This is a genomic window from uncultured Thermosynechococcus sp., assembly GCF_937958135.1.
Taxonomy (GTDB): Bacteria; Cyanobacteriota; Cyanobacteriia; order Thermosynechococcales; family Thermosynechococcaceae; genus Thermosynechococcus.
Window position 1 is genome coordinate 1 of the sequence record NZ_CALGOG010000097.1, and the last position, 16,066, is coordinate 16,066.

Sequence of the window (16,066 nt, forward strand, 5' to 3'; positions counted from 1 at the left end):
ACAGTTGTCGGACACTGGAGGCGCAACAACAGACATTCGCGCCGCTGGTTGACGGTCACTGCAATTTTCCTAGGCGCAAGCGCCGCCTCTAGGAGGGCTTGAATCGCCGCGAGATCCCCTGTGGCAGCCGCTAGGCGTCGGGCAGAGCGGGTCATAATCTACTCCGATTCGAGGCGGCGTAACCACTCGCGATCAATGGCTTCCGATTGGGCGAGTTCCTGCTCGACTAAATCCTGATCTGAGCGATAAATAACATCCTGCTCATGGATTTGCCGCTGCTGGGCGTAGGCTTGAGCCGCCCGTAATTTGGCACGCAACTGCGGTGTGGGATTGGCCAAGCGATTGGCGTAATGGTAGCGGCGGGCATTGCGATCGCGAATGCGTTGGTTTTGCCACAGCAACCAGTAATAACGCCCTAGGGGAATCCCCAAAAAGCCAATGCCATAGCCAAGCAAAATCCAAAAGATGGAGGCCACAAAGGCCACCAGTCCCCCCAGTTGTTGGGCGATCGCCCCATCTCCCAAGAGGTACCACAACATCAGCGCCCCGATGAGGTTAATACAGCCCAAGCCAATGGCCACCATAATTTGCCAAGAGGGGGCGCGACTAAAGCGCCAGAGGCGCTCTTCTAAGATGGGGGGAAGCGTTTGCTGCCGATCTTTGCGAGTTTGCGCCGTTGTTTGTAACTCGGGAAAGCAATAGATAATCTGCCCTGCGTCGGTGACTTCGGGGCGGCCATTAAAGTGGGTCAGCACGGGCAGCATATACCACTCGTCCTCCCCCGGATCGGTTTCTAAATCGAGATAGGGGGCAATTTGCTCTGCGGTAACCGCCCCGCCATTATTGCGGATGACTTGGCCAATGAGTTGCCAGCGGCGTTCCTCAAGATCTGCATTGGGATTGCCATCGCCAAAAAGGAAAGAGTAAACCCCCTCAAAGAAGTTCATCTCCTCGCCATTGTCCTGTGACCGAGGGCGCGATCGCTGGGGAGAGGGATCGCCAAAGAAGTACCAAAAGTCGGGAAAGACCCAAAAATGAATGCCACCGCCCCCCCAAGTGTCCCCTTGGCCGCGATCGTCACCGTCTCGCCCTTGACCGGAAAGGGCAATCAAAATCATGGCGATCGCGAGAAAAATCAGGGCAATCGAAACAATGAGAAAAATGCCAAAGGAAATGCGAATCAGATAAAAAACAACGCCCCAAACCCGCTGTGCCACTGCCCGCAGCCGCAGTTGCCAGTACTTGGCCTGCAGGATGCGGCGAAAATCTCTGGGGAAGACGTAGGCAATATCACCGCTTTCGGCCACCTGGAGGGTTCCCCCGACATCGGCAGCCAAGGCCATTAACCCTTTCTCAGCCGTTTGCAGCGGCAAGCCTGCCGTCCCCGCCACATCCCCGGCGGTAACCCGGTACCCCAGTGTTTCTATAGCTTGCATCAGGCGGCGATCCACTGTCATGTTTGCCCCCTCTTTGGCAAAAGGCCTCTCTTCCACCCTAACGTTTTCCCCGTCCTCTTAGGGAGACAAAAAAAGAACCCACCCCATGGGCAGGCTCCAAGCGCGGATAGTCTGAGGAAGAGGGCAATTAACCTACCGCTTCAAAATAGACCTTGGATTTGACGGGGTCAGGGTTCATCGTTTTGTCACCGGGCTTCCAGCCGGCAGGGCAGACTTCATCGGGGTGAGTTTGGACGTATTGAATGGCTTGCAGCACCCGCAGGGTTTCATCCACATTGCGGCCAAAGGCCAAGTTATTGATGGTGGCGTGTTGGATTATCCCTTCTTTGTCAATGATAAACAGACCACGCAGTGCCACCCCTTCTTCAGTTAGCACGTTGTAGGCAGCACTGATTTCTTTTTTCAGGTCAGACACCAAGGGATATTTGAGATCGCCGACACCGCCGGCTTTGCGATCGGTTTGAATCCAGGCCAGGTGGGAAAACTGGCTATCCACAGACACACCAAGGATTTCGGTGTTCAGTTTGGCAAATTCATCGTAGCGATCGCTAAAGGCAACAATTTCCGTGGGGCAGACAAAGGTAAAGTCCAAGGGATAGAAAAAGAGAACGACGTATTTACCGCGATAGTCCGAGAGTTTAATGGTTTTGAACTCTTGGTCATAAACAGCAACTGCTTCAAAATCAGGGGCGGGCTGACCCACGCGCAGACAGTCAGACATAGAAAACCTCGTACTCTTAACTACGACAGGTTGAACAGAGCTGTTCACATTTTTTAACAGCCACCCCTAATATACCATACTCATAACGGTTTTGATTATGAAATAGCCGATCGCTGCCACCGCCGCTCCAGAAAGCGGGAAAGCCGTGACAGGGGAAAACAGAGGGCAAAGTAGAACATCGCGCCCAAAACATAGACAAAGAGCTTTCGCTGCGGATCTGTAATCGGATTGGCAAAGGTGCTGGTTGTGTTTTGCAGCTCTGGAACGCCAATGACCACCAAAAGAGCGCAGTCCTGCATCAGCGTAATGAAGTTATTCGTAAAGGGGGGCAAGATGATCAAAATGGCCTGGGGCAGAATAATCCGCCATAGGGTTTGCCGAGCTGACAGCCCCAAGCTGAGGCTTGCTTCCGTTTGTCCCTTGGGAACCCCCTCTAGGCCACTGCGAAAGACTTCGCTCAAGTAGGCACCGTAGTTAAAGCCCAAGCCAAGAATGCCGTAGAAAATGTAGTTAAACAGGGGGGACACCAGGCGGTTACTTTGCAGCACGGTCATGACATCAAAGGCGATTCGCCGAGGATCAAAACCCCACTGACTTAAGAGGCCACCAATGCCAAAGCCCCAAACGAGCAGTTGCACTAGGGTAGGGGTACCCCGCACGAATTCGATATAAACCGTACTGAGCCAACGCAATGGACGGGCAGGATGCAACCTTGCCCAGGTGGCGATCGCCCCCAAGATCACCGCCAACAGCACACTAAAGACTGAGATCAGAAACGTCGTGATTGCCGCCTGAAAGAGAAAGGGCGCGTATAGTCCTAACGTGTCGCGAAAGGAGTAGAGATAACCACAAAAGGCAAGAATGCCCAGCCCTAAGCAGAGTAAAAAGATGCCATCGAGCCACTTTGCCCAAGGGGGGATCAACGGTGCCACTTGTTGCATTCTCGGAAGACCGTAATTTTGTCAGGATGATGATACCATCCCGTTTTTTAGGGAAGCATTCTCCCCAGCCCCCCAGGAAAAGTAGGCAAGGAATTCCTGATTGCCCGCAGGCCCTAGAATCGGCGAGGGAGTTACACCGTGGCACCGCCAGCCCAAAGCCTCGGCTGCTGTTATCACCTGATCCACCGCTTCTTGGCGCGCCTTGGCATCGCGCACTACCCCGTTTTTACCTAGGCGATCGCGCCCCACTTCAAACTGCGGTTTAATGAGGGCAATCAGGTCTCGCGGCGGGAGGAGCAATTCCCAGAGGGCAGGCAAGACTTTCGTCAGGGAAATAAAGGAGACATCCACCACCCCCAGATCGGGTCGGGGTGCCCCATCAGTGTACAGATCAGCAGGCGTGAGATAGCGCAGGTTGGTGCGCTCCCGCAAAATAACCCGCGGGTCTTGGCGCAGCTTCCAGTCCACCTGTCCATAGCCAACGTCAACGCCATAGACCAACTTGGCGCCCGCTTGCAGCAGACAGTCTGTAAATCCCCCCGTGGAAATTCCCCCGTCCAAACAGACGCGATCCCGCACCACCACGGGAAAGACCCCTAGGGCATGGGCGAGCTTTTCACCGCCGCGCGAGACATAGGCGGATTTCGCCTTGACCTGAATGGAGGCATCCGCCGCCACCAACGTCCCTGGTTTGTCAATGGGCACGTGATTCACTTGGACTTGACCGGCTCGAATCCAGCGCTGCGCCTGCTGGCGGCTCTCACACAGGTGCCGCTCCACAAGGAGACTATCCAAGCGTTGTTTGCGGGGAGTCATTGCTCTTTTTGAAGGGGGGCAAAGGCAAACAGTTGATTGACCTCAAGGGCAAGACCTTGCACATTGGGTTGGGTAAAGAGGGTGGTTTCACTCTGCCATAAAGGCAAGAAGGCCACGACTTCAGCATTGAGTTCCTGAAGCTGACGCAAGAGCGCCCTACGGCGTTGGGGATTGGCCTCCCGGCGACTGGCAACAATCAGCGCGTTGGCCTCAGGACTGTAGAAAAACGATCCCCAAGCGGCACTGGCACCACTTTCGCAGCCTGTTTTCACAGAACCGCGATCGCAACTGAGGAAAGGTTCCAAGTAGTTATCGGCATCGTAAAAATCACCGTACCAGTCAAGCAAGACCAAAGGATAGGCTCCACTTTCTAAATTGCGGTAGATGGTCGCCGAATCGGCACCGTCCAATTGCACTTGAACGCGATCGCCCAAATCTCGCTCCAATGAGGCTTTAAGAACCGTTGCCGCCAGCACATTACTGGGCACATTGGCCCGGTACCAAAGGTTGACCACCAAGGGCTGCTGCGCCGAAAAGGTGGTTTTCTGTAACCAGTGCTCTATTCGGCTCGAATCGCCGTCTCCATAGCGATCGCGGAAGACGGGTTCACTCTCAGGAAATAAACTGGGCACCAGCGAGTACAGGGGTTCTGCCTCCCCCAAGAAGACCCGTTCTGTGAGGCGCTGGCGATTGACACTGGCCGCCAAAACCTGCCGTGCCGCCAATTGATCCCAAGGCGGTTGGCGCAAGTTAATACTCAAGACGGTGACTGCATTGCCTGCTCCTGTGACCACCCGCCAATGTTTTGTTGCAGCTTCAGCCTTGAGGGCACGGATTTGATCGGGATCTAGAGCGCCGATTGCCACATCCACAGCGCCGGTGCGAAAGGCATTGTAGAGATTGGCACTGCTGGAGAAGATCTGCAAGCGAATCCCGGCATTGCGAGGTTTGGCCCCCCAATAATCGGCAAAGGGTTCTAGGCGCACACCATCGCTACTGTACTGCACCAAGCGATAGGGGCCAGTGCCAACAAACTGTGTTGGCAAAAACCTATTGGTGGCTGCTCTGTAAGCTGTAGGGGAAACAGCGCACAACCCACTAAAGGCCAGCAGATGCGGAAAGGCAACAAAGGGTTCCTTGAGGCGAATTTCCAGTAAATCGTCAGTAATTGCCCTGAGGTCTTTCACTCGTCCCGCCAAAAGGGAGGCGGGCTGACCGCCACTGTTCATAAACCGCTCAAGGGAAAAGGCCATCGCCGCTGCATTAAAGGGGGTGCCATCGTGGAAGCGAACCCCCCGCCGCAGGGGAATGCGGTAAGTCAGGCCATCCTCACTCACCTCAGGTAACGCCGTGGCCAGTTGGGGAATAAGATTTTTGCCGTCATAGGTGTAGAGGCGATCGCCCAAGTTAAACAGCAGGAGTCCCGCCAAATTTTCGTAGGCATCCGCAGGGTCGAGGGTGCGCAGGCGAGCTGTGGTACCAATGACAATACTGTGATCCCCTTGGTGAGGTACATCACCGCCACAGGCGACCAGCAGCAGGCTCAACAACAGGACAAAACATTCCCACAGTCGTCGTTGTGCCACAACACATCCGCTCGGTACATCCTCCTCTAGAATAAAGGGCGAGCGATGGGACTCGAACCCACGAATGGTGGAACCACAATCCACTGCCTTAACCACTTGGCTACGCTCGCCATGTTTCCTGAGCTAGTCTTCTAGCATAGCATAGAGGCCTCTGCCATGAAAGTGCCCCTCGTTTCCCAAGTGATCGCCCGCCCTCTCTGGTGGGGGGGTGGTGCCTTTCTGGCTTTAACCATCACGGCGGCCTGTGTCACCAATCCCACCCCCGCCGATTATCGGAAACGCGCTGCAACGGAAATTAACACGTTCCTTTTAACCCAAGTGTGTCCAGAGATCCTCAATCGGGAGAGCGCGATCGCCATGCTGGCCTTGGAATTTTGCGAGCAACTGGAGTCCCATCCTGCAGAGGAGATCGAACGCTACATTAGTTACAACACCCAATCCTACAACTTGGGGGTGGCGACCCTCTTTGTAACGGAATTCCCCATTCAAAGGGTCTGGAGCCTCGGCCTCTTTGGTCAAATTATCCCCCTCAACCTGGAGATGTAACCCTTGCCGGGGTCAACTTAGCCAGTGGGTTTGCAGTGGGGGAAAAGGGAAGTGCCTATGCCAAGATATATCAACAAATATCAACAACGAGCAGCAAAACCACACATTAACCATGATTGGGAAAACCCTAGGCGGGCGCTATAAACTCATTCGAGTCTTGGGGGCGGGGAACTTTGGCCAAACGTTTCTGGCGGAGGATGTTCATCGTCCCATTCGTGCCAAATGCGTTGTCAAGTATCTGCGACCTGCCCGCACGGATGCGGCCTTTCTCCCCTTGGCGCGATCGCTCTTTCAGCGGGAGGCACAAATCCTAGAGCGGCTGGGTAGCCATGGGCAAATTCCCCGCCTTCTGGCCTACTTTGAGGAAGACAACGAATTTTACCTTGTGCAGGATTTTATTGAGGGTCACGTCCTGCGGCAGGAATTGTTGCCGGGCTGCGTTTGGCCGGCGGCACGGGTAATTGAGTTACTGCAAGATGCGTTAGGAATTCTAGCTTTTGTTCATCAATGTGGTGTCATCCACCGCGATATTAAACCCGACAACCTAATTCGTCGCCAAGCGGATCAGCGTCTAGTCCTCATTGATTTTGGCGCGGTGAAGGAGATGGGGGTTTCCATTGGGGGCGGCACCCTTGTGGGGGATTCCCAACCCCAGACGATCGCCATTGGCACACCGGGGTATATGGCACCGGAACAAGCCCAGGGTCGTCCTCGGCCGGCCAGTGATCTCTACTCCTTGGGAATGGTGGCGGTACAGGCTTTGACGGGGTTGAATCCCCTGCAACTCACCCAAGACCCCTACGGCTATTGGTGTTGGCAAGCGGCTGAAGCGGTGAGCGATCGCCTAGTGCAGTTTGTGAACAAGCTAATTCATCCTTCCCCCTACGAGCGCTTTGCTACGGCTACCGATGCCCTTGCCAGTTTGCAACAGGTGGAGGTGCCCAAATCCTTTTGGGTTCGCCTTGGCAAATTGCTAAAAACACCCGTTCAAGACCTCTGGCGATCGCCAAGGAAGAATGAGGGTGCTGCTACGATGCCGCCCAGTGCGCCGCCTGCTGTTTCTCCACTGCCCTCCCACGCCACGGAACCCAAACCGGTCTCCTCTCCACCGGCAGCCACTGCCGTCCCTGCTAACCAAGGTCGCCATGTGTTCATCAGTCACTCCAGTGACGGTACCGATTTGCAGTTGGCAAGTGCCCTCCAAGCGGTGTTGCAAAAAGCAGGGCATCAACCCTTTATGGCCGGCCAAAGTATCCGCCTTGGGGAGGCATGGGCGCAGCGGATTGATCAGGAGCTAAAGCGGTGTGATTTCTTTGTTCTGTTGCTCTCGCAAACAGCAGCTCAAAGTGAAATGGTGCTTGAGGAAGTCCGCACCGTTAAACAGTTGCAGGCCCAAAGGGGCGATCGCCGTCCCTTTATCTTGCCTGTGCGGGTAAATTTTCCCCTCGATATGCCCCTGAACTATGAGCTGCGGGGGTATCTGCATCGGCTACAACAGCGCTTCTGGCGATCGCCCGCGGACACCGACGCCCTGCTGCAAGAGATTCTCGACTTGGTGAATGCCACGACCGCCCCTAAAATCAGCAGTAGCGATGCCGGTCAAGAAACCATTGCTGAACCCCTTCACACTGGCACATTGGGGAGGGATGGTGCCCCCGTTCCTGTGGCAGAGCCAGAACTCCCCGAAGGTCAAGTGGAAGTGGCCTCGGCATTTTACATTGAGCGGCCTCCCATTGAGCAACGCTGTCGCGAAACCCTCCTGCAACCCGGCTCCCTCATTCGCATCAAAGCCCCCCGCCAAATGGGCAAAACCTCCCTTATGGCACGACTCCTCTACCGCGCCACCCAAGAGGGCTACGGCACGGTTCCCCTCAGTTTCCAACTGGCGGATGCCCAAGTGTTCAGTGATTTGGAAAAACTGCTGCGTTGGCTCTGCGCCAGTGTCGGGCGGCGACTAGGGCTAGAAAACCGCCTCCATGAGTATTGGGATGACATCTTTGGCAGCAAATACAACTGCACCGCCTACTTTGAGGAGTATCTTTTACCGCACTGTCAAAGAGCGGGGACACGATTTGAGAGTCGCCCCCTAGTTCTGGGATTAGATGAAGTGGATCGGGTGTTTGAATATCCCGAGGTGGCCAGTGACTTTTTTGGTCTGTTGCGGGCATGGCATGAGGAGGGCAAAAATCGCGATATTTGGCGCAACCTGCGTCTGATTGTGGTTCATGGCACTGAAGTTTATATTCCCTTGGACATTAACCAGTCCCCCTTTAACGTTGGCTTAGCCGTTGAGCTGCCTGAATTCAACCAAGAACAAATTGCCGAGTTGTGTCGCCTCCACGGTCTCAATCTTTCAGAGGTACAACTTCAAGAACTTCAGCACTTGGTGGGGGGGCATCCCTATCTCATTCGTCTCAGCCTGTACCACCTTGCTCGCCAAGAGCTTTCGTGGCAAGAGTTAATCGCTAACGCTGCCTCAGAAACGGGGTTATATCGCGATCACCTGCGACGCCAGTGGTGGCACCTCCAGCAGCAGGAAGATTTGGCACCCGCCTTTCGGGAGATTCTCAAAGCAGAAAACGGCAGGGTGGTTGATAGCACCATTGGCTTTAAGCTCCACAGTTTGGGACTGATTACCCTAGAGGGAAATTTCGCTCAGGTGCGCTGTGATCTGTACCGCCGCTATTTTGGCGATCGCCTACACTAGTTGAGCAAAGGGTGGGTAGTCCAAGCAGCGGTTGTGCGAGCAACAATTCCCTTGCTAAGCTAAAGGTAGAGGGGTTCGGTTATCCGCCAATGACTCTGATCGGTCTTGGATCTGTATCCCGCTGCCCAGTTATTCTTCGCGGGTTGTGCCGTCTATGACGTTAATGTACGTTGCGCCTCAATGGCAAACCCTGGCATTTCCCTCTACACTTTTTCTTCAACCTATTCTAGAAATTCTGCTGAGTGATCTTCCTCCCCAGTACAAAGATGAAATTAGGCTAGGCCTCCAAGAAGCCCTTGTGAATGCGGCGCGCCACGGCAATCAACTCAACCCCGAAAAGCTGGTTTCCGTCCGTTATACCTTTTCCCCGGATCAATGCTGGTGGGTAATTACGGATCAGGGGGATGGTTTCTCACCGCCCAGTAATGTTTCTGAGACCGCTGAGGAATTGTTGCCAGCCGCCGACTGTGAATGTGGTCGGGGCTTATTTTTGATCTATGCCATTTTTGATGAGGTCTATTGGAACCCCAAAGGAACGGAATTGAGCCTCTGCAAGTACCTCACGTGAGTGGATAACAGCCCCTTTGGCTAGAGGGGAATGACATCAATCCAGTGGCGATACTGTGGCTCTCGCCCTTCAACGATTGCCTGTAATTGTTTTTGCAGTTGGAGTGTCAAGGGGCGATCGCTAGGCAGTGTATAGGTCTCAATGCGACTGACGGGCACAATTCGCGCAGCCGTGCCGGTTAAAAAAACTTCATCGGCAATGAGGAGTTCCGTGCGATCCACAGGGCGCTCAATGACCTTGACGCCGGCGGCTTGGGCCAGTTCAATCACACTGCGGCGGGTAATCCCCTCCAGAATATCCTGATCCACACTTGGCGTAATGAGTTGCCCCTCGCGCACAAGAAACAGATTCATTCCCGTGGCTTCGCAGACTTTCCCCTGATCGTTGAGGAGAATGGCTTCGTCAAAACCGCTGGCAACCGCTTCTGTTTTGGCAAGGGCAGAGACAATATAGGAGCTGGTCAGCTTACCCCGCAAAGGAAACGAGCGATCGCACTGCCGCTGCCAAGAGCTAATCCGACAGGTGACGCCTGCGGCTGAAAGGTAGTCGCCAAGGGGCATGCCGTAAATCAGGAAGTCCTTTTCAATATCGTGAAGTCGAGGGGCAATGCCCAGCCCGCAGGTATAGACTAAAGGACGAATATAGAAGGGCACGCTGGGTTGATTTTTTTGCACCCATTCCACAATCTTGGACTTAATCTCGCTTGCGGGTAGTTCATAGCCCAGATAGTGGGCACTGCGACTAAGGCGACGACAGTGATCCTCAAGGCGAAAGAGAAGAATCTCGCGAGCATTCGCCGGATTGGGCAAACCGCGCAGGCCTCCTAGGGCTGCCGTTCCATAGTGCAGCGCATGGGTTGCCACCGAAATTTTGGCCTCTGCAAAGGGCACAAATTGACCATTCAGATAGGCGTAGGGGAGAAAGTTACTCATGGGTTGATTGGAAGCGTTTTTGACATTCTCCTCGGCTTGAAAGCCGGAGATTCCTACTGCGCTCAAGCCCCTTCGGTGGGTTCCTAGGCCGAGTGCGTATCCGCTGCTTGTATCTCCACAGGCCTCACTGCCGGCCTGCCCTGCCGTAGGTCGGCGTGGTTGTGTCCGACAGCAAGATTATAGAACGGCTCCGCCCTTCGCGCTATCCTTAAGCGCCTCCCGCGCAGCGGTACGGCGAGGCTTGCCGCGCCCTGGATCAAAGCCGAATGAAACCCAGAATTAGGCTGGAATTTCTCTAGTCTAACATTTTGGCTTACCTCTTAAAAAAACTAGGGCAATGGTGCTTCAGAGGTTACCTCTTCAATATTCGAGACTTGGAGCACCAGACGAAACGGCCGTTGCATCCGCTGTTGGATAAACTGCTCCATCAGTTCTACCTGTTTTGGGGTCACAGGTTCACGGGCACGGACATTAATGCGCACAACTGGGGGGTCGGTTACCCAAGTTGTTTCCATGTTCAACAAATCCAAACGTTGAAATGTCAATGTCCCCCTCAGGAGGGCTTGGCGCACTTTCTGTTGCAAGCGCACTTGCTCGATGAGGCGGCTAAAACTAATCGCCAAGGGAATCACCAAAAGGGCCGTCAGGGCAGCGGCAATACTAAGGGGGCGGCGGCTTTGGTGGAGGGGAATATAGCCAACCAGAACAAAAACCAGCATGCAGGCCAGGGTAATTCCCAAGAGGTTAGTTAAGTACAACAGGGTTGCCCCACCACTGAGGCTAGAATTCCACTGGGCAATGCCCAAACCAATGGTGCAAACCGGCGGCATCAGAGCAACGGCGATCGCTGTTCCGGCCAAGGTATTCGAGACACGAGGCTCGGCCATGGCATAGGCACTTACTGCTCCCGCCGCAACAGCAATGCCTAAATCTAGAAGATTCGGTTGCGATCGCGCCAAGATCTCGCTGCCGTAGGCCTCAAGACCGACAATCATTCCCAGTATCCAAGAGATACCAATGGCCATGAGCGTGCCCACAATTAGGGCAGTTGCCGCCTCGCGAAACATTTTGAAGTCACCGATGAGAGCCGCCAGAGCCAGCCCACGAATCGGCAACATCAGGGGAGCAATCACCATCGCCCCAATGATGACAGCTGCACTATTGGCAAGCAAACCAAAGGTGGCAATCACACAGGAGCTGATAATCAGAATAACGTAGGGCACATTGAGCTGGGATTCTGCATAGAGAATCCGGATGAGTTGGTTGAGGCTTTCGGGGCTGCGGCGATGGTAGCGGAAAGACTGCAACTGATGCAGCCAATGGGTGAAAACCTGTTTCATGGACAACCTTGGGCGGCAGTTTTTTGAAAATAGACTAAATCAATCCTACAGGAACTGCCACTGATCAAAAGTTGCCGCCTGTCCCACCGCTGCCCCCGCCTCGTCCAAGACAGTCCAAATCCAAGCATTTTCAATCCGAAAGCGCCGCCCAGATCGAGAGATACGAATGCCGCAGTAGTTGTGGATGTAGCCTTGCCTTGCTGCTTGGGCAAGAAGTGCTGAGCGCTCCACCTGAGCAATGGGTTCAGCAGTGAACCGTGAAGGGAGCTGTACCAGTTCTGACCAAGAGAGTTCCCATAGGGCAAGGGCTGCCTGATTGCCGTAGTTGAGCACCGGATCGGCTTCGCACCCATGGGAAAGAACAGGTTGGAACCAGTGGAACAACTGCTGTGCCAAGGCCAAGTCCTCCTTCGCTCCCTTAGGGAGGAGCGATCGCCCCGTCCAGTGTTGAAAACTGGCACAGATTCGCCGCGCTTGCTGAATGGCCTGTGGCTGCAACCAAGGCTCCATCATTTAGACCGTGGTCAAGATACGACTGGCGGCGGCCACCCCGGCGCCGGGGCTAAAGTTGTTGTACCCCAATTCGGCGAGCACCGCTTCAAGGGCACTGACCGCTGCCAGAATATCGCGATCGCTCACAAAGCCGAGGTGACCCACGCGGAAAATCTGCCCCTTCAGGTGATCTTGACCACCCGCCAAGGCAATGTCAAAGCGTTTTTTCATCAGAGTGCGAATCTTCTCCGCCTCTACCCCTTGGGGAGCGACAGCGGTAATGGCGGGACTCGCGCAGTGATCAGGTGCATATAGGGGCAAGTTCAGGGCCTTCATAGCAGCACGGGTGGCTTGCATCAGGCGCTGATGGCGGGCAAAGATATTCTCCAAGCCCTCCGCTTGCATCATCTCCAGGGCTGTCTTCAAGGCAAAAAAGAGATTCACAGGCGGGGTAAAGGGGGTGGTGTTCTTGGCTGCGTCCTTGCGGTATTTCCCTAGGTCAAGGTAAAACTTCGGCAGGGTGGCTCGCTCGTAGGCTTGCCAAGCCTTGGCACTGACGCTGACAAAGGCCAATCCCGGCGGGATCATGTAACCCTTCTGGGAGCCTGAGCCAACCACGTCCAATCCCCATTCACCCACAGGGACATTGACAGCTCCTAGACTGGTGACCGCATCCACAATGATCAAGGCTTGGCCGTGGGCTTTGACGTGGCGGTTAATCGCCTCTAGATCGTTGATCACTCCCGTTGAGGTTTCACTGTGGGTCACGATCACCGCCTGAATTGTTTTGGCCGTGTCTGCCTCTAGGGCTGCTTTGAAGTCATCGGGATTGAGGGGCTGTCCCCAAGGGGCGGTAATGCGCTCCGTTTTCAGACCGTAGGCCTCACAGACCTCTGCCCAGCGATCGCCAAATTTACCATTACAGCCCACAAGGACGCGATCGCCCGCACTGAGAAAGTTAATGATTCCGGCCTCCATCGCCCCTGTGCCACTGGTGGTTAAAATCAGCACATCATCCGTTGTTTGATGCAGCCATTTCAATCCCGCCGTTACCGCTGCCATGATCTCGCTAAAGTCACCGCTGCGGTGGCCAATGGGGTGTTTGCTGAGGGACAAAAGTACCGACTCCGGTACCGGCGTCGGCCCCGGAATCATCAACATTGATTTATCTTGCATTGTGAGTTGCGAACCAATCCCTAGAATGAAACGACTAAGCCCAGTGAGCAGCCATATGCTCTGCCAAGTCCAGAACCCGCTGGCTATAGCCCCACTCGTTATCGTACCAAGCCACCACTTTCACCAGCGTGCCCCCCATCACCATGGTTAGAGAGGCATCCAAAATCGAGGAGGCGTTGTGCCCCCGATAGTCTGAAGACACCAGTTCCAATTCGCTGTAGTGGATAATCCCCTTCATGGTGGTTTCAGAGGCTTCCTTGATTACTTGGTTCACCTGCTCAGCAATGGTGGGTTTTTCCACCTGCGCCACAAAGTCCACCACAGAAACATTGGGGGTGGGTACCCGCAGAGCAATCCCATTCAGCTTACCTTGCAACTCAGGAATGACTAATCCCACCGCCTTGGCGGCACCCGTAGAGGTGGGCACAATATTCATCGCGGCTGCCCGCGCCCGCCGCAAATCGCGGTGACTGGCATCGAGTAGGCGCTGATCTCCCGTGTAGCTGTGGGTAGTTGTCATCATCCCCTGTTGAATGCCAAAGGTTTCATGGAGCACTTTGACAATGGGGGCTAAGCAGTTGGTGGTGCAACTGGCATTGCTGACGATGTCTTCACTGGGATCGTAGGTGTGGTGATTCACCCCGACCACATAGGTGGGGATGTTGCCTTTACCGGGAGCTGTAATCAGGACTTTTTTAGCACCGGCGCTAAGGTGCTTGCTGGCACCCTCGCGGCTGGTAAAGACCCCCGTGGCTTCAATGACCAGGTCAATGCCCCAGGCGCTCCAAGGCAGATTTTCGGGGTTGCGATCCGAGACACACTTAACTGCATGATCATCCACATAGATGCAGTCATCGTCAGCCCTAATCTCGGCATCTTGGAAAATGCCCAACATCGAGTCATACTTCAGCAAATGGGCATTGGTGCGGGGATCGGAGGTATCGTTGATGCCTACAATCTCTAGCTTGCTATTGGCTTTTCGCTGTAACCAGCAACGCATGAAGTTCCGACCGATGCGCCCAAAACCATTGATAGCGACTCTAACCACCTGCTCCCTTCCTCTGTTTACTAACTCATGGTCAGAAATGATCTAGGAAACATTCTAAGGGGGAATGGTCATTTTATTTCGCTTTTTTTAACGGCGCACCAAAGGTCGCTCCTGCAAAGGGGCTGACAGGGCCTCCTCTAGGGGGGCACAGCCAAAGCGCTCCTCTAAAAGAGCCATGACGGTGCGACCAAAGTCATTGGGATTGAGTCGCCAAGCTGCAAGGCACACTTCCCCAAGGACGGATCCCATGGGTTCGGGGTTCCAAAGCAATTTTTTGGCAGTCCAAGGCATGAGACTCATGGGGTTGTAGCCGGGGCGCAAAATGCCGCGCTCGAGGGCATATTCCTCAAGGTGGGTGTGAGGTTGCAGGCCGATGAAGAAGATGGCCGGTTCAACGTTGTTGGCACCAAAGATGCGTTCCAGCTCGCGGTGGTAGGCAATCGTCTGGGCAATGGTGTCGGGACGTTCGTCTATTACGTTGAAGGAGTAGTTCACAGAAACAAGGGCATTAAACCCCGCGGCTTTCAAATCACGACAGTTCTGCAACACCGTTCGCAGGTTATAGCCCATGCGCATTTTCCGCACCAGTTCCTGGGAGCCACTGGTAATGCCGATTTCAAAGTAGTTCATCCCGGTTTGCACCATGAGGTCGCACAGTTCGGGAGTGAGGTTGTCGGCGCGGATATAGGCTGCCCAGTGAATATCCTTCATGCCTGCTCTGAGAATTTCCCGCAGTAGGGCGATCGCATCGGGGATAAATTTGCGAGCGGGAATAAATTGGGCGTCGGTAAACCAAAAATTGCGCACACCGCGATCGTAGAGCTGGCGCATTTCCGCCACGACTTCCTCGGCAGGGTTAATGCGCACCTGTTTGCCTTCAACGACGGTATAGACGCAGTAGCAGCAGTTGTGGGGACAGCCCCGTTTGGTTTGCACGCCAATATAGAAGTCGCCCCCCTGAAGGTAATACTCGAATTCGGGCCAAATGGTCTCGATGTAGTCATAGTTGCAGGCAGTTTTTTCGATGGGGGTTGGCCATTCGTGGATCAGGCGATCGCGGGGCTTTTCAACACCGGCAATGTAGCAGCGTTCTTGAGCAATCGACTGGCCGGTAAGTACTTTGTAGAGCAGGGTTTCCCCTTCCCCCACAGAAACAATGGTGCCCTTGGGCAGTTGAGACCCCAGTTGTTCGTAAAAGACACTGACCGCACCACCACCGACAATGGTTGTAACGTCTGGATGGTAACGCTTAGCATGGTGGAGTCCCAAACGGATTAAGTTGAGGTTGCGCCAGAGTTCACCATAGTAGGCAGCCATCACCCGCAGACCCCCGATCGCCCCCCGCAACTTCACCAGGGGATTGCGAGCGTAATAGACCTCAAAGGCATGTTGCAGTGGATTGCCCCCCCGTCCCCCCACAGGGGCATAGATTTGAATATCCCGCCAAGAGAAGACAAGATGCGTGGGCTGAAATTCGTCAATAACTTGGGCAAGGGCAGGGCGAAAATCAAGGGGTGGCACCGTTCCCAAATCAAAAATCCGTTGTTCAACGCTTGGTAATTGCTTATGGATATAGTCTGCAAGATACACAACACCAATGGGAAAAATAGGGTTGCAGGGGAGACGGACATAGAGAACCCGAAGAGACATAAACTAGCCCAAGGAAGATCTATAGAAACGCTAAATTCTTAATAAACCTCTATCGCTGTTTAGGTTTTAACACATTTGCGCCTTTC

14 protein-coding genes and 1 tRNA gene are annotated in these 16,066 nt (G+C 54.3%); 3 read left to right on the forward strand and 12 right to left on the reverse strand.

What is annotated here, in order from left to right; translation table 11 throughout:
• Positions 1-158: 158 nt before the first annotated feature.
• The 6 genes from Q0711_RS11070 to Q0711_RS11095 all read right to left on the reverse strand — a co-directional run bounded on the left by Q0711_RS11070 (position 159) and on the right by Q0711_RS11095 (position 5,631).
• The gene (locus tag Q0711_RS11070; RefSeq protein WP_298977404.1) at positions 159-1,457 is read right to left on the reverse strand and encodes a hypothetical protein; all 1,299 of its coding nucleotides are present in this window, start codon (positions 1,455-1,457) and stop codon (positions 159-161) included.
• A gap of 127 nt (positions 1,458-1,584) precedes the next feature.
• Complete coding sequence (locus Q0711_RS11075; RefSeq protein ID WP_298614224.1) at positions 1,585-2,178, reverse strand: peroxiredoxin; 594 nt, start codon at positions 2,176-2,178, stop codon at positions 1,585-1,587.
• 95 nt (positions 2,179-2,273) lie between these two features.
• Positions 2,274-3,110, reverse strand: a complete 837-nt coding sequence (locus tag Q0711_RS11080) for an amino acid ABC transporter permease (RefSeq protein ID WP_298614225.1) — start codon at positions 3,108-3,110, stop codon at positions 2,274-2,276.
• A gap of 30 nt (positions 3,111-3,140) precedes the next feature.
• A complete protein-coding gene (locus Q0711_RS11085) occupies positions 3,141-3,935 on the reverse strand; it encodes a TlyA family RNA methyltransferase (protein WP_299042579.1) in 795 nt (264 codons plus the stop codon).
• On the reverse strand, positions 3,932-5,521 hold the full coding sequence (locus tag Q0711_RS11090; RefSeq protein ID WP_299042582.1) for an ABC transporter substrate-binding protein: 1,590 nt from the start codon (positions 5,519-5,521) through the stop codon (positions 3,932-3,934). Before Q0711_RS11090 ends, Q0711_RS11085 begins: the two co-directional genes overlap by 4 nt.
• Positions 5,522-5,558: 37 nt before the next feature.
• Positions 5,559-5,631, reverse strand: a tRNA-His gene (locus Q0711_RS11095).
• A gap of 46 nt (positions 5,632-5,677) precedes the next feature.
• On the opposite strand from Q0711_RS11095, the gene Q0711_RS11100 reads away from it, so the two are divergent.
• The 3 genes from Q0711_RS11100 (at position 5,678) to Q0711_RS11110 (ending at position 9,342) form a co-directional block, all read left to right on the forward strand.
• Entirely contained in the window at positions 5,678-6,067 is a 390-nt protein-coding gene (locus Q0711_RS11100; protein ID WP_298612179.1) for a DUF4359 domain-containing protein, read from the forward strand.
• 112 nt (positions 6,068-6,179) lie between these two features.
• Complete coding sequence (locus Q0711_RS11105; RefSeq protein ID WP_298612176.1) at positions 6,180-8,774, forward strand: AAA-like domain-containing protein; 2,595 nt, start codon at positions 6,180-6,182, stop codon at positions 8,772-8,774.
• Positions 8,775-8,928: 154 nt separating this feature from the next.
• Positions 8,929-9,342: an ATP-binding protein gene (locus Q0711_RS11110; protein ID WP_366142741.1), complete on the forward strand. Its 414-nt coding sequence runs from the start codon at positions 8,929-8,931 to the stop codon at positions 9,340-9,342.
• A 20-nt stretch (positions 9,343-9,362) separates the two neighbouring features.
• On the opposite strand, the gene Q0711_RS11115 is transcribed toward Q0711_RS11110, so the two are convergent.
• The 6 genes from Q0711_RS11115 to Q0711_RS11140 form a co-directional block, all read right to left on the reverse strand.
• On the reverse strand, positions 9,363-10,274 hold the full coding sequence (locus tag Q0711_RS11115) for a branched-chain amino acid transaminase (RefSeq protein WP_298612185.1): 912 nt from the start codon (positions 10,272-10,274) through the stop codon (positions 9,363-9,365).
• 329 nt (positions 10,275-10,603) lie between these two features.
• Positions 10,604-11,614 carry a DUF389 domain-containing protein gene (locus Q0711_RS11120; RefSeq protein ID WP_298612169.1) on the reverse strand — a complete coding sequence of 337 codons (1,011 nt, stop codon included), beginning with the start codon at positions 11,612-11,614 and terminating at the stop codon, positions 10,604-10,606.
• 45 nt (positions 11,615-11,659) lie between these two features.
• Positions 11,660-12,127: an MEKHLA domain-containing protein gene (locus Q0711_RS11125; protein WP_298612166.1), complete on the reverse strand. Its 468-nt coding sequence runs from the start codon at positions 12,125-12,127 to the stop codon at positions 11,660-11,662.
• Positions 12,128-13,282: an alanine--glyoxylate aminotransferase family protein gene (locus Q0711_RS11130; protein ID WP_298612163.1), complete on the reverse strand. Its 1,155-nt coding sequence runs from the start codon at positions 13,280-13,282 to the stop codon at positions 12,128-12,130.
• A 34-nt stretch (positions 13,283-13,316) separates the two neighbouring features.
• Complete coding sequence (locus Q0711_RS11135) at positions 13,317-14,330, reverse strand: type I glyceraldehyde-3-phosphate dehydrogenase (protein WP_298612160.1); 1,014 nt, start codon at positions 14,328-14,330, stop codon at positions 13,317-13,319.
• 87 nt (positions 14,331-14,417) lie between these two features.
• On the reverse strand, positions 14,418-15,980 hold the full coding sequence (locus Q0711_RS11140; protein ID WP_299042587.1) for a photosystem II high light acclimation radical SAM protein: 1,563 nt from the start codon (positions 15,978-15,980) through the stop codon (positions 14,418-14,420).
• Positions 15,981-16,066: the final 86 nt, after the last annotated feature.